Consider the following 26391-nt stretch of genomic DNA (forward strand, 5'->3'; position numbering starts at 1 on the left):
CTGACCACCGGCAGGGGATCGGGGCGCAGCTGGGGCCGACCGCTCCCGGACACCCTGGTCCGTTGCCGCGCTTTCCGGCCACGCTGCTCAGGGAGATGAGCATGTCTTCGCCCCGGCCCGACCAGCCCTCTCACGACCTGACGGAAACGCTGCTCGTCCTCGCCGGCCTGCCCGACGACGCTCCGGCACTGCCGGAGCAGCTGCGCGCCATCGTCCGACTGGCCGCGGAGGTGGTGGGCCCGGTGGATTTCGCCTCGGTCACCGTACTCGCCGCCGACGGGAACCGGACCGACGCCGCCAGCGACGAGGCGGCCAACGCCCTCGATCTGGCCCAGTACGCCGACGATGCCGGCCCCTGCCTGGTCGCCCTGCACACCGGCGAGACGGTCGGCGTACCTGACATCGCCGGCGCGGTGGTGTGGCCCGGCTTCCGGGACGTGGCCTGGCGGTACGGCGTCCGGGCCTCGCTGTCCATCCCGCTCTTCGCCGGCAGCGGCAACCCGGTTGGCGCCTTGAACCTCTACTCCCGCGACGCCGCCGGCATGCGCCTGCTGATCCAACGCGTCGAGTCCTGCTACCACCCCGGGCGGACCCAGGTGCGGCCCCGGTTGGACGTCGGCAGCGAGCAACTGCTAGCCGGGCTCGCCGGTGCGTTGCACACCCGTGACCTCATCCAACGGGCACTCGGGCTGCTGATGGACCGGGACCAGGTCCCGGCCGGATCGGCCTACCGGCAGCTGGTCGAGGCGACCGAACCGGGCCAATCGCTGACCGGAACGGCCAGCGTCCTCCTGCACCAGGACCCGAGGTGACGGACCGGTCGGGTGACCCACTATGAGGACGGTCAGCGGTTGGTGGGCGCCGCTTCTCGTCGCCCTCCTCGACCTGCCGGTCGAACGCCTCCGCCACCTCAAATGAACGCCAGTCGTCAGGGGTGGCACCGGGTTGGCGGCACCAGGCCAATTGTCATCGCGGGTGCTGCAACGAAGTGCGCGTGAGCCGCTCAGCGGTCGGAGGGGCGCACGGCGCCCCTGCCGCCTGTCGCCTCGACGTCCCAGAAGCGGCCGAAGGCATTCAGCCGTGCGACGGTGATACGCCCGATGCTCTCGGGTATGTGCGGATCGAGGGTGATCCGTCCGTCGATGGGTTCGAGTCCGAGGATGGCGCGGGCGAGGACGAGTGGGGCGCCGCTGGCCCAGGCTTGTGGGCTGCAGGCCGTTGGGTAGGGCACGGCAAAGGTCGTCTGATGGCGCGGATAGCCGGCGAGAGCTTCCGGCAGTCGGTAGTCGAACTGCGCGGCGGCGTCGAGCAGTGCGAGGGCGAGGGTGTTGGCCTCGTCGCGGAAACCGTAGCGGCACAGCCCGAGCACCGCCAGTGAGGTGTCGTGGGGCCAGACGGTGCCCAGGTGGTAGCCGATGGGGTTGTAGGGGCGGTCGTCAGTGCAGAGCGTTCGTATGCCCCAACCGGAGAACATCTGCGGCGAGAGCAGTTGCCGGGCGACGGTGTCGACACGCTGCGGTGGCACGATGCCGCTCCACAGCAGGTGTCCCATGTTGGAGGTCATCGAATCGATGCAGTTCTTGTCACCGTCGAGTCCGACGGCGTAGAAGCCGCCACGCTCGTCGATCCAGAAGTCACGGTCGAAACGGGCGCGCAACTCCGCGGCGGCCGCGCGCAGCCGGCGGGCGAGGCCGGGGTCGGCCAGCGGCCCGTCGGCGAGTTCGGCCAGGCGCAGCTTCGCGTCGTACGTGTAGCCCTGAATCTCGCAGGTGGCGATGGGCAGCACGGGCATTGCGCCGTCGGCGAAGCGGATTCCGTCCCAGGAGTCGCGCCAGCACTGGTTGCCCAGGCCTTCGGTGGAGTGGGTGGCGTACTCGACGTAGCCGTCGCCGTCGCGGTCGCCGTAGGTGTCGATCCAGGCCAAGGCGGCCATCGCGTTGTCCCGCAGTGACCTGACCAGGTCGTCGTCGCCGGTCCACCGCCAGTACTCCGACAGCAGGATCAGCCACAGCTGCGTGGAGTCCGCGGCCCCGTAGTAGGGGTCGTAGGGTTTGACACCACGGCGGGTCAGCTCCCCGCTGCGCACCTCGTGCAGGATCTTGCCGGGTTCCTCGTCGCTGAAGTCGTCGCAGCGCGTGCCCTGCAGCCTCGCCAGGGCGAGAAGGGCGCCCTTGGCCAGACGCGGCCCGGACGCCAATGACTGGTAGGCGGTGATGAGAGTGTCCCGGCCGAACAGCGTGAGGAACCAGGGCAGCCCGGCGGCGGGCAGGCTGACCCATTCCCCGTGGATCTCCATCTCCATGCGCATCGCCACCAGGTCCGCGCGGCTGCGGGCCAGCACCCGCTCCAGTAGCGGCTGCTCGCTCGACAGCCGGGACACCTGCGCCTCCCACCGGGCGCTCGGATCCTCGACACGGTGATGGAAGACGTCGGAGATGTCGCCGCTGACCCGGTTCGGCATCTCCGTACCAGCTGGCAACGGGATGTGCAGGTCCACGCTCCAGGTGCTGTGCGGAGCGAGCTCGACAGCCCACACCAGGTCATCACCGTCAAGGCGCTGCGGCGCTGGCGACGCGCTGATGACGGTCTGCGAGGAGAATCCCTCATGTTCATAGGTGAACACCAGCCGTGACCCGTCGGGGGCGTGCTGGCGGCGGATGCGGTCGGAGCGGTCGAGCACCACCGACTTGATCTCCATGATGTCGGCGAAGTCGGTGCCGGTCTCCAGGCGCACCTCGATTCGGAGGGGTTCCTGGCAGTAGCAGGTGATCTCGATGCGTTCGTGCAGGCCGTCGCCCAGGTAACGCAGCCGGCGGGCGGCGACGGTGTCCTCCCGGACCCCGGGCAACGGGGGATTGGTGACGAAGAACTGGGCCGAATACGTGTCCACCGTGTCCGAACGCAGCGCCAGCAGCGGCGTCCCGTTGATGCGCAGCACCCACCGACTGAGCAGCCGGGTGTCCAGGTGCACCAGACCGCCGATACTGCCCGACGGCACATCACCGTTCGGCGCTGACAGCAGGAACGTCGACCCGTTGACCAGGGCCACCGAATTGGCACCGAGATCCGGAGGCATCGCCCGGGCCTCCGCGACACGCTGCTCAGGATCACGACACTCCCCAGGGCGGGGATCCGCCGGCGTCGGACGAATCTGCGCCATGACCCCGACGCTAGACAGTTTCAGGAGGAGAAGTCCTCACCCGAACTGGGTGATACGGAGCATCCGGGCCGCCCGAGGCTGGTGCCTTGGCACGAGAGGCGGACACCGCGCCGTCATCGCCGTCGTGCCGTCGACATGGGCTGGCGTCCAGGCTCAGCCTTCCACTCCGGTGGCGGCGTGCGCGGCGCCGACCGGCTTGGACTGCGACGATCCGCGCTGCCGCAGGTAGATCGCCAGGACCACCATCGACGTCACGGCCAGTAGCTCCGACTGCCAGTTCTGCAGGGTGCGGTTCCAGAAGTCGGGCTCGATCAGGTAGCGGCTCCAGGACACCGGATCTTGGAGGTTGGCGAGCTGCTCCTCGTTGTACGCGGCGACCCCGCTGATGGACTGGGCCAGCCATGACAGCAGGAAGATCGCGCCCATGACCAGGCCCAATGAGTGGGCGAACAGCGCCTGTCGCAGTCCACCGACCCGTGACCACGCCGGCGACGTGTCGGTGGCGTACCTGCCGACCATCTGGTCCTTGTCGGATTCGCGGCCGGCCTTGTGGAGTTCCTTGGACTCCGGTGAGCCTTTCTGCAGGAGCCAGACGGTCAGGAAGATGTAGAGGAAGAACTGCAGGTACTCCGATTGCCAGTTCTCGGTGACGTCGACGGCGAAGCTCGCCGACGTGACGTACCGGCCGAACGAGACAGGTTGCAGGCCTTCGCTGAGCTGTTGCTGGTTGAAGTCGGCGTGCCCGGCGAACGCCTGACCGATCAGCGCCAGGAGGAACAGCAGACCGAAGGCCAGGCCCAGGGAGTTGTCGCGCAGGAACTTCTTCACCGGTGCAGCACCCCCAGCGCGGAGAAGTAGACGAGACCGGCGGCGACCACGAGCAGCAGCAGAACGAACTGGAATCGCATGGCTCAGCCTCCCTGGATCGCACAGTCGTAGGGCCTGTCGCCGCGAGCGGTGCAGCCGGCGGCGACCACGCGCCAGCCGCCGGGGAAGACGGCGAGGAAGACGGTGTCGCCGCTGAGCCGGACCTGTGCCCACTGGCCGTACACGTCGCTGGCCGACACCGAGCCGGGTTGGGGCAGGTTCTCGTCGAGAATCGCCTCCGCGCACGGCTTGGCGGCGGACTGCTCGAGCTCGGCGGCGGTGTCGGGTGCCAGCGCGGCGCAGGCGGCGGCCCCGTCCTTCTCCGTGACGGCGGTCAGCATCCGCACGGCGACGGCAGCCGCCGCCTCACCGCGGGCGGTCGCCGAACTGCACCCCGCCACGGTCAATACCGCCATGGCTGCGCCGGCTGCTACAGATGCGGCCCTCATGCACCGCTGCATCCCCCCGCGTGGTGCTGTTCAATCCGAGCCTTGATCACCAGCTCGGACGTGCCGGCACCGAAACGGCGCAAATCGACCAGGACCGTCTGAACGAGACCGCCGGGGCGGTGGAAGTGCGGCCGGGGTCGCTTCGTAATGGTGGCGAGGGCGGCGTCGTGCAGGGCCTGACCGAAGGCGGGATACGAGCGGGTGAGCCGGGCCAGCCGGTCGGTGAACAGCCGGCCCGCCGAGCGGGAGCCGCGGACGCCGGCCACCACGCCGGTGGCGCGGGGGCGCGCAGCAGGGTGGCGGCACGGGCGAAGCGCAGGAACGGTACGGCGAGGAAGATCACCTGCCACAGCACCCAGCTGGCGGCGCTGAGCACGGGCGGCGGCATGCGGGGGCGGTAACCGCTGACGTCGGCACCAGGTAAACAGGCGCGACGAGGTATGGCTCGGCGGTCACCGGGTACGGCGGCAGGGAAGCGAGAGACGGGAGTCCTGATGCCGGGCACCACGATGCCGATGCTGGAGACGTACCCAAAGCCGATCAATGTGGACCGCACGAAGCTGGCTGCCGCGATCGAGGCGCTCAACGACTGCGCCCAGGCCTGTACCGCGTGCGCGGACGCCTGCCTGAGCGAGGACATGGTCGCCGAGCTGGCCAAGTGCGTACGGACGAACCTGGACTGCGCCGACATCTGCGCGACCACAGCCCGCGTGCTGTCCCGGCACACCGGCTACGACGCGAACATCACCCGCGGCGTGCTCGAGGCGTGCGCCACGGCGTGCCAGTCGTGTGGTGACGAGTGCGCGGCGCATGCCGGCAAGCATGAGCACTGCCGAATCTGCGCCGACGCGTGTCGCGCCGGTGAGCAAGCCTGCCGAAACCTGCTGGCCACCATCAGCTGACGCCGATGACGCCGGCACCGGCACCCCGCCGGCGCCGGCCTGCTCACGGTGTCATCGCTTGGCCTCGTGCTTGGCCATCTCGGGCTGCTCACCCTTGCCGACCTTGTGCAGCGCCTTGCGCAACTGCTCCTCGGTCATCTTGGAGTTGCCCTCGATGCCCGCGTTGTGCGCCTGCTGGCGAAGATCGTGCAGCTGATCCCGGTTACCCATCTCGACCTCCCCGTCGTGCGGTGGCGCGGGCGGCTCCGCACCACTGTCGCCCATCGTCTTCCCGGAGCTTCCCAGGGCAAACGGCCTCAGCCGGCGTCCGGACCGCCGGCGCCGGTTGGGTTGTCCGGGCTGCGGGTGATGACGTATTCGGCTGCCAGGCGCGCGGCGCCTGCTTGCGCTCGTCCTGCTCATCCGTGGGCGGGCTGATCAGAGACGTCGCGCCCGCTGGCTCGGTCAACCGCTCTCACACGTGATGCGGCGGGGTGCGGCCATGCCACATTGGCGGAGGCAGGACAGGATCTGTCAGCGCCGTCGCGCGCGACCGACCGTCGCCTCGGCGCCTGGGCGGTGGCGTCGACTCCGCGGTGTGTCGGAGGGTGCCGGGACGGTCACTCCGGCACAATCGCAGGCGTTGGGTGAACGAAGGCCGTTCCATGGAGGTGCCTGTTGTTGCGGTGTCCAGGCCGGCTGGCTCGGTGGACGCTGCGTGGCGCTCTCCTGATCGGAGGCGTCGTCGCTCTTTGGGGCTTTCACGAGGCGGTTGCGGATGACGCTGCTCTGGCCGCCGGGCCCGCGGCGTCCTGCACCCTCGGCAACCTGCTCAGCGCCGGCGGAACCCTCCTCGGCGGCTCCCTGGAGTGTGCGCCCTCATCGCCCACCGGCGCCCCGATGGAAAGCCGCTCAGACCGCGTCGGCAGTGAGATACCGCTACCGGGGCGAATGCCGGCGGATGAGCGGTCGGCGGGTGTGCAGATTGCAGTAGGCCAGGTGGTGGACCCGACGGCAGCCGCCGAGGCCGAAACGGTCGTCGAGAAAGGCACCTCGGCGACGCGTCCAGTGGGCCTGGCGTCGCCAGTCGTGGAAGAGTCCGCCGGGGCAGGCCTGCTGGAACCGGTCGGCACTGTCGTCAGGGCAGTGACCGAGCCGATTGTTGACGTTCTACCGCCCGCTCTGGCGCCGGTGCTCGACCTGATCCAGCCGATCATCCGCTCACCCGCCGCACCGTCGACGCCTCCCGCCGGCCCCGCCGTCGACACGCCGGCGTCGACGGATGAGGCGCCGCCGGTCGCGACGCCCACCACGATCGTCCGGCCCGTACCGCCGATGGTCGCGGTCCAGCAGCCAGCCCCGGAGCCGGCGCGGACGTCCGTGACAGCAAGCCTTGACCCGCGGTCGCCGAAGGCGGTCGGGACGAGTCACGTGCAGTGGGCAGGCGACCTGGTCCACACCCTCGGGTTGACTCAGGGCGCTCCCGCCAACGCCGCCGGCCACGGCTCCGCTGCCGCCGGGACAGGAATCCCGGCTGACGCTTCGCCGCGCTCCTGGGCCCCGGCCCTGCAGCCTGCCGGCGGTTACGTGATCGGATGCGAGAAGCTCGCGAGCCGCTCCGGTCAACCGGACATCAGGCCCGCCTGAGCAACCCCGGCCACCCTCGCCCGGGGCGGGACAGCCGCGACCACCATTCCCCCCACAGGCACCGTCATCAACGCTGCCCCGTGGGGTCCGGTCCCGCCTACACGGCCCTGCCGAACCGCTTCTGCCCGTACCGCTCCTGGCTTCATCGGCACGGTTCGTGAAGAAGAAGCCGCCTCTGCTTCCGGACGTCATGACGTCCCAGAACTCTGCGCAGCCGGCGACAACGCCATCGCTGAGCAGCCGCATCTGCTATCCGGAGAACCGTGTGATCAACAAGCTGCCCGTCTGCCGCGCCCATTGGCACGACATCCCCCACATCGTCGATCTTGTTGTCGGCCCCTTCGCCGACAGCGCGATCGGCGCATGGCTCGTACCCGACGAACACCGCCGACGGGACATTCTCAGCGCCGTCGTCCGCGTCTGGACCGAACACGCTCTGCTGTTCGGCGAGGCCTGTCTCCTGCAGGACAATTCCGCCGTCGCCGTGTGGCTGCACCGCTACGGTCCCCTCTCCCCGCCAACCGCGTACGGCGAGCGGCTCGCCGTCGCCTCCGGCGAATACGTGGACCGCTTCCTGCACCTCGACGACGTTCTGCACACGCACCGACCCCGCGGCCCGCACAACCACCTGGCGTTCTTCACCGTCGCACCAAAGCCGTACCGGGTCCGGCGTGCCAGCACCCTGCTCGCCACCAGCAACGCTCGGATGGGCCAGGCGCTGCTGCCCACCTACACAGAGGTGACAACCCTCGCCGACCGAGACCTGTACGCACGGCACGGCTACGTCCCCCTCGAACCCTTCACTCTCCCGGACGGCAGCACGACCTACCCCATGTGGCGCACTCCAAGGCAGCGTCGGCCCCGCGACCGTTCATCCACCCCACCCAACCGCCCAAACCAGCCCGTCCCCGCCCTGAAGAACCTGCCGATCCGGCTCATCCTCGACACATCCGCCATCCTCGCGTTCACCGAGGGCTCGACCGCCGTGGGCGAGGCGATCGCCAAGGTCGCCGACGAGGGGTGCCTCTTCGGGCTACCCGTGATGTGCCTGGCCGAGGCAGCCCGATCAGTCACCGACACCGACCGGCTCGACCTCCTGGTCAACCACCCGGCCGCGGCGGTGCTGACCGTTGACCCGCTTCAGTGGAAAACCCTCGCCGCCACCCACCGCGCGGTCGGCCGGCTCGACACCGCGGGCGCACTACTCGCGGCAGCGGGCAACGACTGCAAGGTTCTGACCGATCAGCCCGGGCAGTAACGGGACCGACCTGGGCAGGCGAACCATCAGCTCGACGAGTGGCAGGGTTGTCTGTTCGCCTGACCACGCGGCTGCCGTCAGATGCGTCCAGCGCGCTGTCGGCTGGGGCCAGGGTTGGCTATCGAGCCAGGACGACCACGATCGTGGCGAGGCTTCCGATCACCAGGGCGGTGACGCCCAACACCACATACGGAAGCCAGTTGTTCGGCCGCTGGGGTGGCTGCTGCCGGGGACGGGTTGGCTGGCTCCGCCAGGCAGGCGCCGGCCGGCTGTTGTTGACCGGCCAGCGAGACGGTGGGGTGCGGGTGGTCGATTCGACGATCACGGGGCCTCCGGCAACGTCAGGGGATGCAGTTGCGGATGGAACATGGGGAGGGCAGGACGAGACCACAGGGAGGTCTGGGACAACGGTCCCGCCCGGCCGAAGAGATGGCGTTGCAGCAGGACCATCTCCTAGGGACAGCGCCTGTTTGTCACCCGCCGTTACAGCTATGAGGTGGTGAGGCACGCTGTCGCGGCTGGAGGTGGGCACCCGCCATGCGCAAGCAGACCTGTACAAGACAACTGCAGCATCCAGCACTCATTCGGGCGAAGGGAGCACGGGTAAGCGTCAGCTCAGGCCCGCACGGCGTCCATGGCCTTCTTCAGCGCAGCGGGTGCAGTCGGCTTCCGGGGGGCCTTCTTCATCAGTTCGGCCAGTTGCGCGCCGAGGCTCTGCAACTGTTGAGCGGGGACACCCTCGCGTACCTTCGGGAACCACTCCTTTTCTTCTTCCTCGATGTGGTGTGTAACGGCCTCGATGAGGACCATGGTCTTCGCTTCGAAGTGCTCATCGTCAGGGCTCATCATGGCGAGTTCGAAGCCCAGAACGTCCGCGACATGGTGCTCTTCGTACGATTCCAGTATCGCTTCGTCGAGGTCCGGCAGGAGCCGGCGGGTTTCCGGGTACATGCACTCGTTCTCGATGTAGGTGTGCATGGTCAAAGCCTCGAGAATCTGTTTGACCAGCTGGCCCTTCCTGTTCGCGTCCGCGCCCGCCTGCTGGAATTCCTTGAACAGCCCGCGTATCTTGCGATGATCCTCGATGAGCAGATCGATAGCGTCGGTGGCCATGAGTCTCCCTCGAATGCTTTGTGTGGCACCTCCGAGCCTAGGCCAGTCCAAACCCGTCACGCCGAGAAATGCCCCTCCCCAGTCAGCGACCGGTGGCCTCTGTGGCACAACCTTCCCAGGTCCACTGGGCTGGGTGGGTTACGGCCGCCTCGGCGTCGCGGATCAGTCGCAGGATCTGGCGCACAGCAGAACGTGCCCGGCCGTCCATGGTGGGACCGACGAGGACAACTGGCCCCAGAAGCTGCGGTGAGTGCCAGGCGAGGTCAACCACGACTTGGCAGCCGGGCGAGTTGGCCACCGACGGTGCCCCGGAGCGGCCCGTGGCGACCAAGCCAGTCGGCGAGCGCCTCGGACCGGCCGCGCATGTCGAGCGCACGCACACCACCTCGGGTGCCCCCGGCGGGCCGAGTGTTGCCGCATGCATCCGGGTGCCGGCCGCCGCTGTCAGCTGAGAAGGGTTCCCGCTGCTCATCGCCGCCATCGGCGGGCACCCGCCACAGCGGCCGTCGTAAGGAGGGCGGCCGTGACCAGGCGTCGCGTCGCCGTACGCCGGCGACCGCCCCAGCCGCCGTCGACCGAACCGGGGCCCGGCGCGGGTGAGAAAACATTGCCGGAGGTCGCCGGGGCCGGCTCGTCGCGCGACAGATGCGCCTTGTCGACCTGCCGGGCCAGCATGCGTTCCATCAGCCCGGGCGTCAGCCTCGATTGCATCACCATCATCCGCCCTGCCGGCCCGACGATGACCTCTCGTCGTGGGCTGCGGACCAGGTTGACGATGGTACGGGCAACGCGCTCCGGCGCGTACACCGGCGGCATCGCGACCGCCTTGCGACCGGTGTAGTTGGCCCCGTGCTGGAACAGCGGGGTGTCGATGGTCGCCGGTAGGACGGCGCAGACGTGCACCCCGCGCGGCCCGGTCAGCCGCAGCTCCTGTCGAAGGCTGGCGCTCAGCGCCCGGATCGCGAACTTGGCCATGACGTACGCGTGGGTGTATGGCTGTGACACCACCCCGACGATGGACGAGACGTTCACCAACACGCCCTGGCCCTGCTCACGCAGGTACGGCAGCGCGGTGCGTGCCCCGTGCACGTATCCCATGACGTTCACGTCCAGCACCCGCCGGATGTCCTGCAGCGGCGTCTCCTCGAAAGGGCCGAAGACGGTAACCGCGGCGTTGTTGACCCACACGTCGATGCGGCCGAACCGCTCCGCCGCCCGCCGGCCCAGCGCTTCCACCGCGGCCGGATCCGTGACGTCGGTCGGTACGACCAACGCCCGAGCGCCGCGCTGCGCGCACTCAGCGGCGACCTCCGCCAGGGCCTCCTCGCGCCGCGCGGCAAGCACCACCGCCGCGCCCTTGTCGGCGAAGGCCAGGGCGGTGGCCCGTCCGATCCCGCTCGAAGCTCCAGTGATCACGACGACCGCGTCCCGGACCCGCATGACAACCCCCTCATGTCCCAACCCTGACGGTAGGACATAGGCCCTCAAGCCCGGGCGAAACGGCCGCAGGTGTGACTCGAAGAGTAGGGAGTAGCGGCACGAGTGTGAGCGCGAACCTTCCTACTTCTCGTGCTGTCGGCGCACCATCTCCGTGATCCAGATGGGCGCGAACGGAGACGTGCAGCCCGGGGAGGTCGGGTAGTCCTTGAGCACCTCCAGGCGCTCGCCGATGTCGATTGCGCGGGCGCGGTGCTCGGCGTGCTCGATCCCGATCTGAGCCAGGCAGTGGTTCATCGCCCACTGCAGGCGATCCGGGGCGTCTTTCATCTCCGCCTCGATGACGTCGAGCAGTCCTGCGAGGTCGAGGCCCTCGGGCTTCTTCGCCACGCGTTCGGTGGTCAGCGCCCAGCCGGCACTCGCGACCACTGGATCCGGATCGGCGGACCAGGCCAGGCGCAGCTCTTCGGCGTGCGGGTTCCTCTTCACCACGTAGTTCACGAGCCAGTCGTGCACCTTGGATGTGCGCGCCTCGCGCAACATGACGTCCAACTCGTCACGCTCGAACGCCTTCGGGCGGCAGATCAGGATCGCCAGCAGTCTCGCCGCGGTGTCATCCGTCTTCCAGAGCTGGCACGCGAGTTCCTGCTGCGTCTTCAGCCGCTTCGCGAGCGCGCGCAGCTTGCTGAGGTGCACACCATGATCGTCACCATGTTTTTCGTTCACCTCGCGTGTCTTCGGGTCCTCGAGCGCGGCCAGCTCGGCCATCACCTCGGCCACCGTCGCCTCGCTCGGCGTCGTCTCGCCCACCTCGACCTCCTGTCCATCACGTGCGCGAGGCAGCCTACGGCGGAAGGCGGCCTCCTGTCGTACACGCCGGTTCGGCGACAGCCACCGACAGGAAGTCGTGGGGTTGGTGGGTCAGGCCGCTTGTGCGGGTTGTTGTTCCAACTCAATAGGCGTGAGCTTGCCGAGGCGTCGTTGCCGGCGGCGATGATGGTAGGTCCGTTCGATCCAGGTCACGGCATGTCGGCCTGAGCCCGGCGGCCGACCGCGGGGGTGGGCGGGCTGGTCACCAGGCGCAGGGCGCGTAGTCCTTCAGGAAGCAGCCGTACAGGTCTTCGCCCTGTTCGCCGCGGACGATCGGGTCGTAGACCCGGGCCGCGCCGTCGACCAGGTCCAGCGGGGCGTGGAAGCCGGCGTCCGCCAGCCGCATCTTCGTCGGGTGGGGCCGCTCGTCGGTGATCCAGCCGGTGTCGACGCTGGTCATGAGGATGCCGTCGGCCAGCATTTCCTGGGCGCTGGTCCGGGTCAGCATGTTCAGCGCGGCCTTGGCCATGTTGGTGTGCGGGTGCCCCGGCCCCTTGTAGCCGCGGGCGAACTGGCCCTCCATCGCTGACACGTTCACCACGTACTTGCGGCGGGCGGTCGCTGCGGCCATCGCCGGTCGCAGCCGACTGACCAGCACGAACGGCGCGGTCACGTTGCACAGCTGCACTTCGAGCAGTTCGACCGGGTTGACCTCGTGCACCCGCTGCACCCAGCTGTTGACGGGATCGAGGTCCGGCACCAGACCGCCGGCGTCGATGGCGGTGGCTGCCGCGATCCGTTCCGGCGAGGCGGAGCCGCTGGTCAGCGCCAGCGCGGTGAGCGCGTGCGGGGTGATCGCCGGCTGCGGCAGGGCGGTCAGGCTGCCCGCCGGGTCGCTCCGGCCGGCCGGTTTGGCGAACGTGATCATCTCCGGCAGCGGGCCGTCCGGCAGGGCCGCCGCCTCCGCGGCGACGAGCTGCGCGTACGCCCCGGCCGTGCGGCGGACGGTCTGCGCCGCGTTGTTGATCAGGATGTCGAGGGGTCCCTGGCCACTGACCGAGTCAGCGAGGGCGATCACCTGGGCGGGGTCGCGCAGATCGATCCCGACGATCCGCAGGCGGTGCAGCCACTCCGCGCTGTCGGGCATCGCGGCGAATCGGCGAACCGCGTCGTGCGGAAACCGCGTGGTCACCGTGGTGTGCGCGCCGTCGCGCAGCAGCCGCAGCGCGATGTACATGCCGATCTTCGCCCGGCCGCCGGTGAGCAGCGCGCGTCGGCCGGTCAGATCCGTGCGGACGTTCCGGCGCTCCCGGTTGAGCGCCGCGCAGGGCGGGCAGAGCTGATGATAGAAGGCGTCCACCTCGCGGTAGCGCTGCTTGCAGACGTAGCAGCCACGCGGATTGTGCAGGAAGCCGGCCGTGGTACCGACGGTGGGGGAGGCGAGCGGGATGCCCTGGGTCTCGTCGTCGATCCGGCCAGGGGCGCCGGTGGCGGTGGCCGCCGTCACCGCGCGGTCGGCCGCCGCGATGGCATCCCGCCGTTCCTCGCGTCGCCGCTGCTTGATCACCTTGTAGAGCTTCGCGGTGGCCCGTTGCACCCGCACCACGTCGGGGTGATCGGGAGGCAGGTCCTCCAAGGCCTCAAAGACGCTGAGACAGGTCTCCAGCCGGCCACGGTCAATGCCGTCTTGACCGTTTTCCGTAATGTTGTCCGCCGTCATGCCGCCGCTGTCTCATCCCGTTCCCGCGCCGGATCTACCCGGCCCGCCCCAAGTCCGACCCGGAACTGTACGCACCGCACGGCCTTTGGCGCATCCCGCGTCGGCTCATCCGCCCAAGACCGTCGACGCCGACCTCGTTCGGGTCTACCGAAACTTTGCATCTCCAGCCACGCCGAACTCGAGGCGATCATGGGCAGCTCAGCCGCGCCGCCACCGGAGTCGATTCCAACATCTGACGGTGTGCGCTGAGATCCACTTCAGCGCGCACCGTTTTGCGTTTCAGGGCGGTAGGTGAGCCCGAGGCCGAGTTGCCGGTGGACCTCGGACTTGTCGGCCGGGTCGGCGTCGCGGAGCACGGTAGTGATGTCGCCAAGCGCCTGCACCAGGTCTTTGATCTCGGCTCGGCTCATCCGGCGCGGGCTGTTGCCCGACTGCGCGAGAAGATCGGCTTCAGCGCGAGCGCGTTCGGCCTGGGTCTGAAAGATCCAGTCGGTTACCACTGCGGGGCCCGCTCCAGCATCCAGGGCGGCGCGGCAGCGCTCCAGCTTGGCGTCGCACTCGGTGATGATGGCCTGAGCCGCCGTGGCGAGCGCGGGCGGTTGGTTCAGCGGTGGGCACCGGCCATCGCGGTGACGCCCTGTTCGATGCGGTGGCCGATGAAGGCGAAGGCCAGCCAGGTGTCGAGCGAGTCCGTGAGGAATTCCTCTCCGGCCAAGCCCGCTACGATGGCGCGGTCCTGGACAGTGCCGCTCAGCGGGCCCTTTTCGTCGCCCGCTTGCGGGGTGGCGTCAACAGGTCGGCTATCGCCGTGATCGCGGACGGCACCAGGCGGTAGTACGCCCAGACGCCGCGCTTTTCGCGCTCGAGCAGGCCGGCCTCGGTGAGGATCCGAAGGTGGTGACTCACGGTCGGCTGGGAGAGACCAAGCGGCGCGGTGAGGTCACTCACGGACGCCTCGCCCTCCGGAGCGGACTGGATCAGACTGAGCAGTCGCAGCCGGGCCGGATCGGCAAATGCCTTCAGCACTCGCGCGAGCCGCTCGGCATCAGCGCGCTTGATCGGCTCGCCCACAAGCGGCGAGATAGCAGGCAGAGCAGATTTCACAGGTCGCACGCCGTTCATCGTTGCACCAACACCGTCGGTAGGCCGGTTGAACCAGGACTGAGTCACCATCGGTTTGCGGGCAGGGAACTGTGTTTACCTGTCCCGGGCGGTGTCAGCGGCCGGATGAGCGAGTGTCGGCCCCCCCGGCCCGACGGGTGACCGGCGGACGGGCAGCTGAATTGAACGGGTTCCATTCGGCGAGAGTTTGCGGTCAGAGTTGACGGTAACGGACCCGGCGGGTCTGGAGGCGGTCCGCCGGGTCGACGTCGAGCAGGGTGGCCAGCTCGTGCGCCAGTACCGCCCCCAGCCGGTCGAGGAACGCCGCGGGCTCGTCGGCGGCGTCGGGTCGCTCGGCCACGATCCGGTCCACGATGCCCCTTGCCCGCAGGTCCTGCGCGCGGATGCCCTGCGCGGCGGCGACCTCCGGCGCCCGCTCGACGGTGCGATGGAGGATCGCCGACGCGCCCTCCGGCGGCAGCGGCGAGAGCCAGCCGTGCGCTGCGGCGATGACACGGTCGGCCGGCAGCAGGGCCAAGGCGGCGCCGCCACTGCCCTGACCCAACAACACGCACAGGGTCGGCACCGGCAGGGTGACGAGATCGGCAAGGCACTGGGCGATCTCTCCGGCCAGGCCACCCTCCTCGGCCTGTGGCGACAGGGCGGCGCCCGGCGTGTCGACAACGGTGACGACGGGCAGCCCCAACTCTGCGGCGAGCTTGAACCCCCGCCGGACGGCCCGCAGGCCGGCGGGGTCAGGCGGGCTGTCGCGCCGGTCGTGTCCGACGACCACGGCGGGGGCTTCCCCGAAGCGGGCCAGCGCCACGATCACACCGGCTCCGGTTTCGCCGCTCTGCGTGCCGTGCAACGGCACGACATCCCGGCCGGCGTGTCTCAGCAGTCGGCGGATTCCGGGACGGTCTGCCCGGCGGGATCGCCGGACGGCGTCCCAGGCGGTGCGTTCCCCGGGCGGGTCCTCCACCGGGCCTGGCGGACGGGGGAGACGGCGCGGCGCGCTAAGAGTGGCCAGCGCTCGGTCGGCCAGCGGCGCCACCTGCTCCGGCGCAACGACCGCGTCGATCAGACCGTGTTTGTGGAGGTTCTCGGCGACCTGCACGCCGGCCGGGAACGGCGAGCCGGTCAGCGCCTCGTGCACCTTCGGCCCGAGGAAGCCGATCAGCGCGCCCGGCTCGGCGACCGTCAGGTGCCCGAGGGACCCCCACGACGCGTACACGCCGCCGGTTGTCGGATGCCGCAGATAGACGAGGTATGGCAGCCCCGCGGCCTTGTGCGCGGTGATCGCCTGGCTGATCTTCACCATCTGCAGGAACGCGATAGAGCCTTCCTGCATCCGGGTGCCGCCGCTCGCGGGCGCGGCAAGCAACGGAATCCGCTCGGCGGTTGCCCGCTCGACGGCCCGGGTGAGCCGCTCGGCCGCCGCGACGCCGATCGAGCCGCCGAGAAATGCGAACTCGCCGGCGATGACGGCGACCTGCCGCCCGCCGAGCCGGCCCGCGCCGGTGATGACCGCCTCGTCGACGCCTGTAGTCCGGCGCGCGGCGGCCAGGGCAGCCGCGTAGTCGGCGTCGAGCGGGGCCGGATCGGCAACCGCCTCATCCCACGACACCCAGGTGCCGGGGTCAATGACCAGTTCGATCAGGTTCCGTGCCGATCTCCTCACCGCCGGTCGACCTCCGCGTACGGGCGGCCGCCGGAGGGCCGTGCATAGCCCTGACCGCGGTCGAAGGATGACTCCTCACCGGTGCGCTGGCTCCGCAGCGTCGGGCAAAGTGCTTCCGAGGCGGCCTCGTCAACCTCGTCGCCAGCCATGATCACACCATAGTCGTCGCGGGCCCCGGCAATGGAGAGAGAAGAAGACCTCGGAAGATTGGTTCTCGGCAAGGGGGTCCCGCGCAGGGGAGGTGCCTTCCAAGGTCGACGCGTGTCGTGAGTCGACCAGCTCGGCGATCTGGCGCAGCTGCCGTGGGCCGCCGGAAACCAGCAGAGTGGTGATCACGGTCTCGCGCCACTTCTGCAGCTCGTCCTTGATCTTCGCGGTCGGCCCGATCAGGGCGATGTCCTCCACCAGCGCACCGGGCCGCGGTGGGCGAGGACAGCGCGGATGATCTCAGCGGGAGCGCTGCCGGCGGTGCGGACGTGGCAGCTGGCCGGGTGAACCCGTACGCCCGCCCGGAGGGCCAGCCTGCCAGCGGACGCTAGTTGTCGCCTTCCTTGTCGTCCTCGCCGCCCTTCTCCTCTTCGCCCTTCTTATCTTCTTCGCCCTTTCTGTCCGCCTTTTTCTCTTCCTCGTCCTCCTTGTCTTTGGAGCGGGGGGCGGTCCGGCTGGTCTGGCCGGCGACGGTGAGGGTGCTGCGGCAGGGTGTGTCGTTCAGCTGGAACTGGTCGGGTAGGGAGGTGGCGTCGCGGTAGGTGACCGAGATGGCGGCGGTGACGGTCCTGCGGGGCGGCAGGTCACCAATCCGTGCCTGAACAGTGCCGCCGCTCTGCCGCCACGTGCCGGGCGAGCCCTGCACGAGGCGCTGCTGGTCGTGGAGGTTGAAGGCCAGCCGGGCGTTGTTGATCGGTATGGCACCGGTGTTGGTGATGCTGACCCTGGTCGAGGATCGGCCGTTGACGGCACGGTTGAGGGCGTATCGGACGCTGCATTCTGGCGGGCGTTGGCCGATGCCGACGATGGCGGCCGGCGTGCGGGCCTGGGCCGCGGTGCCGTCGCTGGATGACCCGTGGGACAGGGCGACAGCAGCAGCAGCTGCGGAGGCCAGCAGCGTCACGGCCGCGGCCCCGGCGACGGCGGCTCGCGGCGGCGCGGGGAGCAGGCGCCACCGCGCGAGGACCGGGGAAGCGGCGAGGCCGGTGGCGACCGGGCCGAGGGACGGCAGCCAGGTACGGGTGGGCGTGGGCTCGGCGGTGCCGGCCACGCCGTCGGCGGGGTCGGAGACCAGGAGTGTGGTTGGGGGTAGGCCGGCGACAGCGCCCAGGACCGAGGCGGCTTCGGTGGCCGGTGGGCGGTCGGCCGGGTCCTTGGCCAGGCACCGCCGGCACAGGTCACCGATCTCCGCGGGTAGGTCGGTGAGGTCGGGCAGCGCGGCTGGTTCCTGGTAGCGGTGGGCGGTGAGCATCTGGGTGGTGGTGGACGCCTGCCACGGCAGTCGGCCGGCCAGGGTTCGGTAGAGCAGCAGCCCGAGGGCGTACACGTCGGCGGCGGGGCGTACGGCCCCCTGTTCCAGCCGCTCGGGAGCCAGGTACGCCGGGGTGCCCAGCAGCCCTTCGCTCAGCCCGTCGGGGTCGCCGGAGGTGGCCGAGATGCCGAAGTCCACCAGTTTGACTCCAACGCCGGCGACCATCACGTTGCCGGGTTTGATGTCCCGGTGCACGATTCCGCGGCGGTGGGCGGCGGCCAGCGCCGCGGCGACCTGCGCGCAGACCAGGACCGCCACCCGCCAGGGCAGCGGGCCGGCGGTGAGCAGCTGGGCCAGGGAGCGGCCCTCGACGACCTCCATGACCACGTAGGGCACCGGCGGGCCGTCGCCGTCGGCGTCCTCGCCGTAGTCGTACACCTCGACGATGTTCGGGTGGCGCAGCCGGGCGGCGGAGCGCGCCTCCGCGCGGATCCGGTGCAGCAGCTGAGGGTCGGCCGCCAACTCCGGGGAGAGCAGCTTCACCGCCACGTCCCGGCCGAGCACCTCGTCGTGGGCACGCCAGATCACCGACATGCCGCCGGCCCCCAGCCGGTCCAGCAGCCGGTAGCGACCGTCCAGCAGCGACCCGGCGTCCATGAACGGAACCATGCCCCGGCCGGCGCCCTGGAAAACACCGGCCGGCGGGCCGCCACCCCGGCGGCGCGGCGTCAGCGGGCGGGCAGCGCCTGGGCGAGCTGCGTGGCCCCGGCGACGAGCACGTCGTATCCACGCGCGGTCAGTTTGTCCTCCCGGCGCAGGTTGACCAGCTTCTCGGCGAACTCGCGCAGTTTCTCCCGCGCCTTGTCCGGCTCGCCGCCGGCGATCTTCTCCGCCACCTCCTGCAACCGCTTCCGCAGCTCGTTGCCGTCACCGCGGCGGAGCTGCCGTTGCTGGACGAGCCCGTCCACGGTGGCCCGCAGCCCCGCCGCGAGTTCGGCCGGATCGGCTGCCCGCCGCGGGGCGGGCGACGACGGGGACGGGGAGTCGGCGGGCGTGGGCGAGACCTCGTCGGCCAGGGGTTCGGTGGGCGCGGCGGGGGCGGACGTGCCGATCGCCGCGGTGGGGCCCGTCGCGGGGTGGGAATCCTCATCGCCGGTGAGGGCCACCACGAGCGTGGCAACCAGCAGTGCGACGGTGGCTCCCGCGACCGCCAGCCACATCGGCCGGCGTCCATCGTCCAGGGCGCGGTGGCGGCTGCCGGTCGGCCGGACCACCGGCAACACGCTGGTCGGCGGCGCCACGTCGGCGCTGTGATGGTCACGGGGGGCGGACACGCCGGACATCATGCCACCCGGTGAACGGGCCGGGAGCCTGGAGCCGTCACCGCTGCGGAGCGCCGGAGCCCGACCCACGGTGGTCGGATGCGTCGAGTGCTGCTCCCCGGCGAGCACCGGGACGGACCGTGGCGGGCAGGGTTTCCCGAGTGGGGGCCCGGACGCTACCCCTGGTTACAGCTCGGGTAAACCCGAGCCGGCCCGGCACGGGCTAACTGCGGATTCCGATTTCAGCGCCTCATTCTCCACCCGGCGACGGGTCCGAGGACCTGCTCGACCTCCTTCCTGCGGTGCAGGTGCCCACTGCGAGTCCGTGATGCGGCCGCAGACGCCGCAGTAGACCAGGCCGGCCAGGGAATAGTGTCGTCGGGTGCCGTCCTCGAGTCGGTGCGGTGTCGATCGCCTGGGCCGCGACGAACTGCTTCTCACTGACCGGCGGATCGGTCTCGTACAGCCGCTTCACGGCAGATCCACCGGCCCGTACCTGGTCCGGGCGGCCCCGGTGCTGAGCGCCCAGTAGCGGTCGCCGAACGACCAGTGCCACCATTCGGTCGGGTAGTTGACCATGCCGGCAGACGACAGCGCCTGGCCCAGGATGCCGCGGTTGGTGCGGGCCTGCGGGGGGATGTCGGGTGATCCGGTGAAGCAGGCGTTGGCGCTGTCCACCGGGCTGGCGTTGACGATCGTGCCCAGGTCCAGCTCGAGCCCATCGGCCGTACAGAGCGTCAGGTCGACCGTCCCGCCGGTACTGTGCGGAGCCACCTCGGGCGGCGAGATGTACTTGCTGGCCTCCACGTGCCGGCGCGTCGAGTCCCACTCCGGGTACCTGCGGCGCAGTTCATCCTGGTAGCTCTCGAAGTAGGTCGTCTGCAGGCTGAGCGGCCGGTACCCCTCGATGACGAGCAGCCGCAGCCCTCCGGGCAGGGTCCGCTGGGCGGCGAGCAGACGCTGCACCGTCGCCTCGCGCAGGTGCGCGTACGCGCCGGCCTCGTCGGCCAGCCGGTCGTCCACCCGAAGGTCCGGGACCTGACGTACGTCGACCAGGGCCTCCCCGTTGTCGCCGAGCGGGATGGCCGAGATTCGCCGATCAGACAGCAGGATCATGACCGGTACCGCCCAGCGGCGTCGATGATCGCGCTGGCCACGGCCGTGGCCGCATGCGGCCGGCCGTGTTGACGGGCGGCGTTGGCCAGCTCCTGGCGTCGTTGCGGGTGGTCGAGCAGCACCATGATCTCCTCGTAGAGGCGGTTGGCGGAAGCGTCGGGGCCGGCGAGCATGCGGGCGGCACCGGCCTCGGCCAGGTGCCGTGCGGTCCGCCGCTGTTCGTCGCCACCGGTGGGGATGAGCGGGATGAAGACGCATGCCTTCCCCAGGGCGGTGAGTTCGGCGACGGTGCCGGCGCCGCTGCGCGCGACGACGATGTCCGCGGCGCTCAGGACGTCGGGCAGCTCGCCGTGGACGTAGTCGACGACCCGGTACCTGCTGCGCAGGTGTTCCGGGAGGGCCGCCGCGACCTGCCGCATCCGGTCGAGGGAGTAGTCGCCGCACTGGTGCAGCACCTGACATTTCTGCAGGAGTCCGGGGAGGATGTCGGCGATCAGGTTGTTGACCTGGACGGCGCCCTGGGCGCCGCCGGTGACGTACACCAGCGGCAGGCGCGGATCCAGGTGGTACGCGGCGAGCGCCCGGTCGGGGTTGCCCGTGAGGATCTCGGGTCGGACCGGGTTGCCGGTGACCACCGCGCGGGTTCTCGCTCGGGCGGGCAGATGGTCGATGGAGGACCCGTGACTGAGCAGGACTCGATCGGCGAGGCGGGCGAGGATCCGGTTCGCCAGCCCGAGCGTGAGGATCTGCTCGTGCATGACCAGCGGGCGGCGGGTCATCCAGGCGGCGATCCCGATCGGGACGGAGACGTATCCGCCGGTGGAGAAGACCACCTCGGGCCGGGTGCGCACCACGATCATGATGGCCTGGAAGATGCCGAGCGGCACGCGGAAGGCGTCGGCGACGTTGCGGCCCCACTCCCGCAGGTTCGGCGAGCGGCGCAGTTTGCCGGTGGTGATCGCCGTGAAGGGAATGCCCTCCTGCCGGGCGATGCTGGCCTCCAGTCCGTGGGCGACGCCCACCCAGCGGACGTCCGGTGCGGTGCCGGCTGCCGCCAGCCGGTCGCGGAGCGTACGGATCGTGGTCAGCGCCGGGTAGGTGTGCCCGCCCGTTCCCCCGCCCGTGACGACCATGCGGAGATTACGGAGATGTTCCGCGGTGTAGACGGCCATCAGCAGGGACTCGGGCAGCGGGAGGCGGTGTCGTGTCGGTGCAGTGCGCCCTGGATGAGGATGTCGAGCAGTGCGGAGTAGCCGACGCCGGCGCGCTGCCAGATCTGCGGGTACTGCGAGGCGGCGGTGAATCCGGGGAAGGTGTTGACCTCGTTGATCACCGGCTCCCGGTGGTCTCCGGTCCACCCTGTGCCGTGATCGGCGTCCGGATCCGGGAGGAAGAAGTCGACGCGGAGCAGCCCACTGCAGCCGAGGGCATGGAACGCCTGCACGGCCCGGTCCTGCAGTAGTCGCGTGGTGCCGGGGTCGAGCTGGGCCGGAATGTGGAAGGCGGCACCGCCGTCGTACTTGGCGTCGTAGTCGAAGAAGGCGGCGTTCGCCACCCGGATCTCCAGCGGCGGCCCGGCCTCGACGCGACCGTCGGGGTGCTGAAGGACGCCGACGTCGATCTCGCGCCCGCGCACGGCGCGTTCGACGAGAACCTTCGCGTCGCTCTCGCGCGCGAGCCGCAGGGCGGCGGGCAGTTGCGCCCATTGTTCGACCTTGGAGACTCCCAGGCTGGAGCCGGCCCGGGCCGGTTTGACGAAGACGGGCAGCCCCAGCCGCTCCTGATCCCGCGACGACAGGTCCTCGTCGGGGCGCAGCGTCACCCCGTCGGCCACGCGCAGGCCGTCGGCGGCGAGGAGTTTCTTCGTGACCGGCTTGTCCATCCCCGCGGCGCTGGCGAAGACACCGTTTCCGACAAACGCGACGCCGAGCCACTCCAGCATCGACTGGACTGTGCCGTCCTCACCGTACGGGCCGTGCAGCGCCGGGAACACCACGTCCTGGTCGCCGAGGGTCCGCAGCGCCTGCGCGAACGTGGCCCGGTCGCCGTTCACCCGCCATTGGCCGTCCCGCTCGATCAGCACCTCGGTCACCTGGTAGGCGGCGGGGTCGAGGTGGGCCAGGATGCTCTCCGCCGAGCGCCGGGAGACGTCGTGCTCCCCGCTGCGCCCGCCGAAGAGCACCGCCAAACGAACAGTCATGATGTTGCCGCTTTCCCGTGGAGGTGTACGCGCGCCACTCGCGCGCCGATTCCGGTCAGGACTTCGTGCGGGTTGGTGCCGGCCCACCGCGCCCACTCGGCGGCCGTCGGCTCGGCCCGGTCGGGCGAGCCGCGCTCGGCACCGGGACCGAAGACGACCACCGGATCGCCGAGCGCCACCGGCAGGTCGCCGACATCGACGACGCACTGATCCATGGCGATGCGGCCGACGATCGGGCAGCGCCGACCGGCGAGCCAGACCGACGCGCGGCCCTCGGCGCTGCGCGACAGGCCGTCGGCGTACCCCAGCGGCAGCAGGGCGAGCGTGGTCGGCCGATCGGTCACATGATCGGGGCCGTAGGAGACGCCGGTACCGGCGGGCACGCGCTTCAGGTTGATCACCCTTGACCGCAGGGTCATGGCGGGTCGCAGGCCGTAGCGGCGGGGTCCGGTCGCGCCGAACGGGTCGACGCCGTACATGGCCAGGCCGATCCGGCAGAGATTGAACCGGGTCTCCGGAGCGGCCAGTGCCGCCGCCGAATTGGCCAGATGCACCACTTCAGGGTCGAGCCCGGCATCCCGGGCGATCCGCAGCGCCTCCTGGAACGTTGACAGCTGCCGCGCGATGCTCGGGCAGCCCGGCACGTCGGCGTTCGTCAGGTGGGACCACACCCCGCGTACCCGGACGCTGCCCTCCGCCTCGTGCTTGCGAGCCCAGGCGACCAGCTCGGGCCATTCGTCGCCGCTGGCACCGTTGCGGGACAGACCGACGTCCGCCTTGAGCTGGACCGCGGCGGGCACACCGAGATCCGTGGCCGCGTCGGCGATCGCGCGCAGATGGGTCAGGGTCGACACCGCGATGTCGACGTCCGCGGCGATCAGGCGGGTGAAGTCCTCGTCCGGCCGGTGCAGCCAGCTCAGGACGGGCGCGTCGATGCCCGCCGATCGCAGTGCCACCGCCTCCGTCGCCGAGGTCACGCCCAGCCGGTCGGCGCCGGCGCCCAACGCGGCCCGCGCCACCGGCACCGCGCCGTGCCCGAAGCCGTCGGCCTTCACCACGGCCATCAGCCCGGTACGTGCGATGGCCCTGATCGTCCGGATGTTGTCCGCGATCGCCGCAAGATCGATCACGGCCTCGGCCAGCGGGGCACTCTCGTTGATCACACCGGTCGGCGCGCGCCGACCGCGCGTACCCGGCGTCACCCGGCAGCCCCGGGCTCGACGGGCGGCTCATCCGGCGGTTCGGCGGCCCCGTGCCCGCCGACCGCGGCGGCCCGGCGCACCGCGAGCGTCTCCCGGATCCGCCGCCGGACCGCCCGCCGCTGTTGCTCGTCGCGACGGACCGGGTGTGCTGGTTCGAAGATCATGTCCGGCTCCTGACTGACACTCCGGGAACGGTAGGCAGCCGGTGGTGAAGAACCCTTGAAGAAGCCGTAGTCAGGCTGTGCGGAGATCCCGCTCGCCGCCTCGGAAGCCCGCCCACATCAGTTCTTCACGAGATTCGGGTTTACTTGACCCCCGCCACCACCAGGCAGAATGGGGAATCATGAGCGCGCGGATCCTGGTCGCCGAGGACGACCCCAAGCAGGCCAACCTGGTACGGGTCTACCTCGAACGCGAGGGGCACAGCGTGCTGCTGGTCGGCGACGGGCGGGCCGCGCTGGAGCAGTGCCGGGCCCGCCGGCCGGACCTGGTGGTCCTCGACGTGATGATGCCGGTCGTCGACGGCCTCGACGTGTGTCGGATCCTGCGCGCCGAATCGGACATCCCGATCCTGCTGCTGACCGCCCGTACCACCGAGGAAGACATGCTGCTGGGCCTGGACCTCGGCGCCGACGACTACCTCACCAAGCCGTACAGCCCGCGGGAGCTGGCCGCCCGGGTACGGGCGCTGCTGCGCCGGGCCAGGGTGGTGAGCGCCGACAACCGGGCGGTGCTGCGCGTCGGCGACCTCGAGGTGGACGCCGGCCGGTTCGAGGTACGCGTCGGCGGCCGGCCGGTCGCCCTGACGGCCAAGGAGTTCGGCATCCTCGAGGTGCTCGCCGGCGAGCCCGGTCGGGCGTTCACCCGGGCGCAGATCATCGACCGGGCCTTCGGATTCGATCGTTTCGTGCTCGAACGCACCGTCGACGCGCACGTGATGAACCTCCGCCGCAAGATCGAGGACGACGTTGCCGAGCCGCGGTACGTGCAGACCGTCTACGGCCGCGGCTACCGGCTCGCCGAACCGGAGCCGGAACCGACGGCGACGCCGACGCCCGAGGGCATCACCGGAGCGAGCCGGTGAGTTTTCGGCTACGGGTGCTCTGGCTGGTCATCCTCGTCGCGGTGAGCGCCACCGCGGCGACCGCCTGGCTGACCCTGCGGCAGGCCTCGCAACAGATCAACGACTCGGCCACCACCGACCGGGCGCAACTCGATGAGGTCGTCGGCCGACTCACGACGTACGGCAGCCGGCACGGCACCTGGGAGGGTGTGCCCGACCTGGTGCGGGACCTGCGGGCCCAGACCGGTCAGCGGATCCACCTGGTCGCCGACACGGGCCAGGTGATCGTGGACACGGACACCCAGGAGGACCGCACCGCCCGGCCGCTCGGCACGATGGTCGGGGTCGTCGATCCGCGGCCGGTTCTGAATCTGGCCGCACTGTCGGCGGAGCCGGCGAGCCGGCAGAAGGGTGTGGCCAGTGCGATCGCCGGCTACCGCACCGGCGTGCTGTTCGCGGCCTGCCTGACACGGGAATCCGTCCCCGTTGTCGCTTCACCCACCAGCACGGGGGTTCCGCAGTTCGACGCCGACCTGAGCACGGCCGACGTGCGCGACCGCCCTGGTGTCGCTGAGATCGTCGACGGCTGCGCCGACGTCGCGGCAGAGCCGGGCCGGCACCTGGCAGACGCTGCCTCGGTGCAGGTGTGCGGCACCTCGACGGTGGGAGCACTGGATTCCTGCCTGGCCCAGGCCTTCACCAACGACATCGGTGACGTCGCGCCGGTACCCGCCCGGGTCTATCTCGGTGCTCGCGGCGATCCGGCGTCCGTGTTGACCGCCGGTCCACTGCTCTCAGCGGCAGCGGGCGTTGCGGCGGTCGCGGTCGTCGGCACCGTGCTGCTGAGCCGGCGGGTGCTGCGCCCCATCGACACGCTCACCGCGGCCGCTCAGCGGCTCGGCCGGGGCGACCTCACCGGGCGGGTTCCGGTGCGGGGCAACGACGAGTTGGCGGAGTTGGCCCGGTCGTTCAACCGGATGGCCGACTCCCTGCAGCGCGGGGAGGAGCGGCAACGCCGGATGGTCGCCGACGTCGCACATGAACTGCGCACCCCGCTGGCAAACCTGCGCGGCTATCTCGAGGCGCTCTCCGACGGGGTGATCGCGCCGGATCAGGAGCTCTATGCCTCGCTGCTCGAAGAGGCGGTGCTGCAGCAGCGCATCGTCGACGACCTGCAGGACCTGGCCCTGGCGGAGGCCGGCCGCCTGGCGTACCACCGGGTCACGGTGGATCTGGCCGAACTCCTGGAGACCTGCCGCACCGCCCACCACGCCCGGGCGGAGTTGACCGGGGTGTCGTTGAGCGTGGCGGCCGAGCCGGTTGCGGTACACGCCGATCCCGACCGGCTCCGCCAGGTGGTGGGCAATCTCGTCACCAACGCACTACGGGCGACCGCTGCCGGCGGCAGCGTCCGGCTGGTCGCGAGCCGCACCGACACGCAGGCGATCGTCCAGGTCGTCGACACCGGCTCGGGAATCGCGGCGGACGCGCTGCCGCATGTGTTCGACCGGTTCTGGCGGGCCGACGCCGCGCGGGGCCGCCGTACCGGGGGCAGTGGCCTCGGCCTCGCCATCGCCCGGCAGATCGTCACCGATCACCAGGGCACCATCACGGTCGCGAGTGAGGCCGGCGTCGGGACGACATTCACCATCACGCTTCCCCGCGCCGACTAGCGCTGTACCGGCCGAGAACTACCTGCGCGGCGGCCACGATCGGGTGTTTTCGGGACCGCGCCGGCCACGGCCGGTGAGCACCGATGACCCGCGGTGTGGCGCGGGAGGGGCGACCCGATGCGCCCAGCGTGGCATCTGAAATCTCCAATTCGACCCGCAACCTTGTAGCATGCGGCGGACGACGGCCGGCAGCCGGAGCGCAGCTCTGGTACGACTCGGCGGGCGGCACCGC

The 26391-nt window shown here is 70.5% G+C and carries 25 protein-coding genes and 1 pseudogene; 7 read left to right on the top strand and 19 right to left on the bottom strand.

Going from position 1 to position 26391, the window contains the following annotated elements; translation table 11 throughout:
- Nucleotides 1–101 precede the first annotated feature (101 nt).
- The gene (locus GA0074696_RS13545) at nucleotides 102–812 is read left to right on the top strand and encodes a GAF and ANTAR domain-containing protein (RefSeq protein WP_157745888.1); all 711 of its coding nucleotides are present in this window, start codon (nucleotides 102–104) and stop codon (nucleotides 810–812) included.
- 191 nt (nucleotides 813–1003) lie between these two features.
- On the opposite strand, the gene GA0074696_RS13550 is transcribed toward GA0074696_RS13545, so the two are convergent.
- The 3 genes from GA0074696_RS13550 to GA0074696_RS13560 all read right to left on the bottom strand — a co-directional run bounded on the left by GA0074696_RS13550 (nucleotide 1004) and on the right by GA0074696_RS13560 (nucleotide 4443).
- Nucleotides 1004–3160, bottom strand: a complete 2157-nt coding sequence (locus tag GA0074696_RS13550) for an amylo-alpha-1,6-glucosidase (RefSeq protein ID WP_088961436.1) — start codon at nucleotides 3158–3160, stop codon at nucleotides 1004–1006.
- A gap of 153 nt (nucleotides 3161–3313) precedes the next feature.
- On the bottom strand, nucleotides 3314–3988 hold the full coding sequence (locus GA0074696_RS13555) for a DUF6766 family protein (RefSeq protein WP_088961437.1): 675 nt from the start codon (nucleotides 3986–3988) through the stop codon (nucleotides 3314–3316).
- A gap of 83 nt (nucleotides 3989–4071) precedes the next feature.
- On the bottom strand, nucleotides 4072–4443 hold the full coding sequence (locus tag GA0074696_RS13560) for a hypothetical protein (RefSeq protein ID WP_231925362.1): 372 nt from the start codon (nucleotides 4441–4443) through the stop codon (nucleotides 4072–4074).
- Between the two features lie 53 nt (nucleotides 4444–4496).
- Between GA0074696_RS13560 and GA0074696_RS30760 the strand changes: the two genes are divergently transcribed.
- Both GA0074696_RS30760 and GA0074696_RS13570 read left to right on the top strand, forming a co-directional pair.
- Nucleotides 4497–4877, top strand: coding sequence for a hypothetical protein (locus GA0074696_RS30760; protein ID WP_157745889.1), 381 nt, complete (start codon nucleotides 4497–4499; stop codon nucleotides 4875–4877).
- Nucleotides 4878–4970: 93 nt separating this feature from the next.
- Entirely contained in the window at nucleotides 4971–5378 is a 408-nt protein-coding gene (locus tag GA0074696_RS13570; RefSeq protein ID WP_088961440.1) for a four-helix bundle copper-binding protein, read from the top strand.
- Between the two features lie 51 nt (nucleotides 5379–5429).
- Here GA0074696_RS13570 and GA0074696_RS13575 read toward each other — a convergent pair whose 3' ends face one another.
- Nucleotides 5430–5588 (bottom strand): hypothetical protein, encoded by a 159-nt coding sequence (locus GA0074696_RS13575; protein WP_157745890.1) that lies wholly within the window; start codon nucleotides 5586–5588, stop codon nucleotides 5430–5432.
- A 768-nt stretch (nucleotides 5589–6356) separates the two neighbouring features.
- On the opposite strand from GA0074696_RS13575, the gene GA0074696_RS13580 reads away from it, so the two are divergent.
- Together GA0074696_RS13580 and GA0074696_RS31815 are read left to right on the top strand one after the other, a co-directional pair.
- On the top strand, nucleotides 6357–7004 hold the full coding sequence (locus GA0074696_RS13580; RefSeq protein WP_157745891.1) for a hypothetical protein: 648 nt from the start codon (nucleotides 6357–6359) through the stop codon (nucleotides 7002–7004).
- A 157-nt stretch (nucleotides 7005–7161) separates the two neighbouring features.
- Nucleotides 7162–8262 carry a hypothetical protein gene (locus GA0074696_RS31815; protein WP_231925363.1) on the top strand — a complete coding sequence of 367 codons (1101 nt, stop codon included), beginning with the start codon at nucleotides 7162–7164 and terminating at the stop codon, nucleotides 8260–8262.
- Nucleotides 8263–8877: 615 nt separating this feature from the next.
- Here the strand turns inward: GA0074696_RS31815 and GA0074696_RS13590 are convergent.
- The 15 genes and pseudogenes from GA0074696_RS13590 to GA0074696_RS30775 form a co-directional block, all read right to left on the bottom strand.
- Nucleotides 8878–9375 carry a hemerythrin domain-containing protein gene (locus GA0074696_RS13590; protein ID WP_088961443.1) on the bottom strand — a complete coding sequence of 166 codons (498 nt, stop codon included), beginning with the start codon at nucleotides 9373–9375 and terminating at the stop codon, nucleotides 8878–8880.
- Between the two features lie 468 nt (nucleotides 9376–9843).
- Nucleotides 9844–10815: an SDR family oxidoreductase gene (locus GA0074696_RS13595; RefSeq protein ID WP_088961444.1), complete on the bottom strand. Its 972-nt coding sequence runs from the start codon at nucleotides 10813–10815 to the stop codon at nucleotides 9844–9846.
- 120 nt (nucleotides 10816–10935) lie between these two features.
- Complete coding sequence (locus GA0074696_RS13600; RefSeq protein WP_088961445.1) at nucleotides 10936–11622, bottom strand: DNA alkylation repair protein; 687 nt, start codon at nucleotides 11620–11622, stop codon at nucleotides 10936–10938.
- Between the two features lie 262 nt (nucleotides 11623–11884).
- The gene (locus GA0074696_RS13605; protein WP_088961446.1) at nucleotides 11885–13342 is read right to left on the bottom strand and encodes an SDR family oxidoreductase; all 1458 of its coding nucleotides are present in this window, start codon (nucleotides 13340–13342) and stop codon (nucleotides 11885–11887) included.
- Nucleotides 13343–13599: 257 nt separating this feature from the next.
- On the bottom strand, nucleotides 13600–13842 hold the full coding sequence (locus GA0074696_RS13610; RefSeq protein ID WP_088961447.1) for a hypothetical protein: 243 nt from the start codon (nucleotides 13840–13842) through the stop codon (nucleotides 13600–13602).
- A gap of 250 nt (nucleotides 13843–14092) precedes the next feature.
- Nucleotides 14093–14464: an ArsR/SmtB family transcription factor gene (locus tag GA0074696_RS13615; protein WP_088961448.1), complete on the bottom strand. Its 372-nt coding sequence runs from the start codon at nucleotides 14462–14464 to the stop codon at nucleotides 14093–14095.
- A gap of 193 nt (nucleotides 14465–14657) precedes the next feature.
- Nucleotides 14658–16124 (bottom strand): carboxyl transferase domain-containing protein, encoded by a 1467-nt coding sequence (locus GA0074696_RS13620; protein ID WP_088961449.1) that lies wholly within the window; start codon nucleotides 16122–16124, stop codon nucleotides 14658–14660.
- 273 nt (nucleotides 16125–16397) lie between these two features.
- A pseudogene (locus GA0074696_RS30770) lies at nucleotides 16398–16541 on the bottom strand (LLM class F420-dependent oxidoreductase); the annotation flags it as partial.
- A gap of 118 nt (nucleotides 16542–16659) precedes the next feature.
- Nucleotides 16660–18240: a serine/threonine-protein kinase gene (locus GA0074696_RS13625; RefSeq protein ID WP_088961450.1), complete on the bottom strand. Its 1581-nt coding sequence runs from the start codon at nucleotides 18238–18240 to the stop codon at nucleotides 16660–16662.
- 71 nt (nucleotides 18241–18311) lie between these two features.
- The gene (locus tag GA0074696_RS13630) at nucleotides 18312–18917 is read right to left on the bottom strand and encodes an FIMAH domain-containing protein (protein WP_088961451.1); all 606 of its coding nucleotides are present in this window, start codon (nucleotides 18915–18917) and stop codon (nucleotides 18312–18314) included.
- Between the two features lie 459 nt (nucleotides 18918–19376).
- Nucleotides 19377–20021: a M15 family metallopeptidase gene (locus tag GA0074696_RS13635; RefSeq protein WP_088961452.1), complete on the bottom strand. Its 645-nt coding sequence runs from the start codon at nucleotides 20019–20021 to the stop codon at nucleotides 19377–19379.
- Nucleotides 20018–21193, bottom strand: coding sequence for a UDP-N-acetylglucosamine--N-acetylmuramyl-(pentapeptide) pyrophosphoryl-undecaprenol N-acetylglucosamine transferase (locus GA0074696_RS13640; protein ID WP_088961453.1), 1176 nt, complete (start codon nucleotides 21191–21193; stop codon nucleotides 20018–20020). The genes GA0074696_RS13635 and GA0074696_RS13640 overlap by 4 nt, the downstream gene beginning before the upstream one ends.
- Nucleotides 21193–22221, bottom strand: coding sequence for a D-alanine--D-alanine ligase family protein (locus GA0074696_RS13645; RefSeq protein WP_088961454.1), 1029 nt, complete (start codon nucleotides 22219–22221; stop codon nucleotides 21193–21195). The genes GA0074696_RS13640 and GA0074696_RS13645 overlap by 1 nt, the downstream gene beginning before the upstream one ends.
- Nucleotides 22218–23384, bottom strand: coding sequence for an alanine racemase (alr, locus tag GA0074696_RS13650; protein WP_231925364.1), 1167 nt, complete (start codon nucleotides 23382–23384; stop codon nucleotides 22218–22220). Before alr ends, GA0074696_RS13645 begins: the two co-directional genes overlap by 4 nt.
- A 35-nt stretch (nucleotides 23385–23419) precedes the next feature.
- Nucleotides 23420–23587: a hypothetical protein gene (locus GA0074696_RS30775; protein WP_157745893.1), complete on the bottom strand. Its 168-nt coding sequence runs from the start codon at nucleotides 23585–23587 to the stop codon at nucleotides 23420–23422.
- A gap of 179 nt (nucleotides 23588–23766) precedes the next feature.
- On the opposite strand from GA0074696_RS30775, the gene GA0074696_RS13655 reads away from it, so the two are divergent.
- Both GA0074696_RS13655 and GA0074696_RS13660 read left to right on the top strand, forming a co-directional pair.
- Nucleotides 23767–24507, top strand: coding sequence for a response regulator transcription factor (locus GA0074696_RS13655; protein WP_088961455.1), 741 nt, complete (start codon nucleotides 23767–23769; stop codon nucleotides 24505–24507).
- Nucleotides 24504–26159 carry a sensor histidine kinase gene (locus GA0074696_RS13660; protein WP_088961456.1) on the top strand — a complete coding sequence of 552 codons (1656 nt, stop codon included), beginning with the start codon at nucleotides 24504–24506 and terminating at the stop codon, nucleotides 26157–26159. Before GA0074696_RS13655 ends, GA0074696_RS13660 begins: the two co-directional genes overlap by 4 nt.
- Nucleotides 26160–26391 lie beyond the last annotated feature (232 nt).

This window comes from Micromonospora purpureochromogenes, from assembly GCF_900091515.1.
GTDB lineage: Bacteria > Actinomycetota > Actinomycetes > Mycobacteriales > Micromonosporaceae > Micromonospora > Micromonospora purpureochromogenes.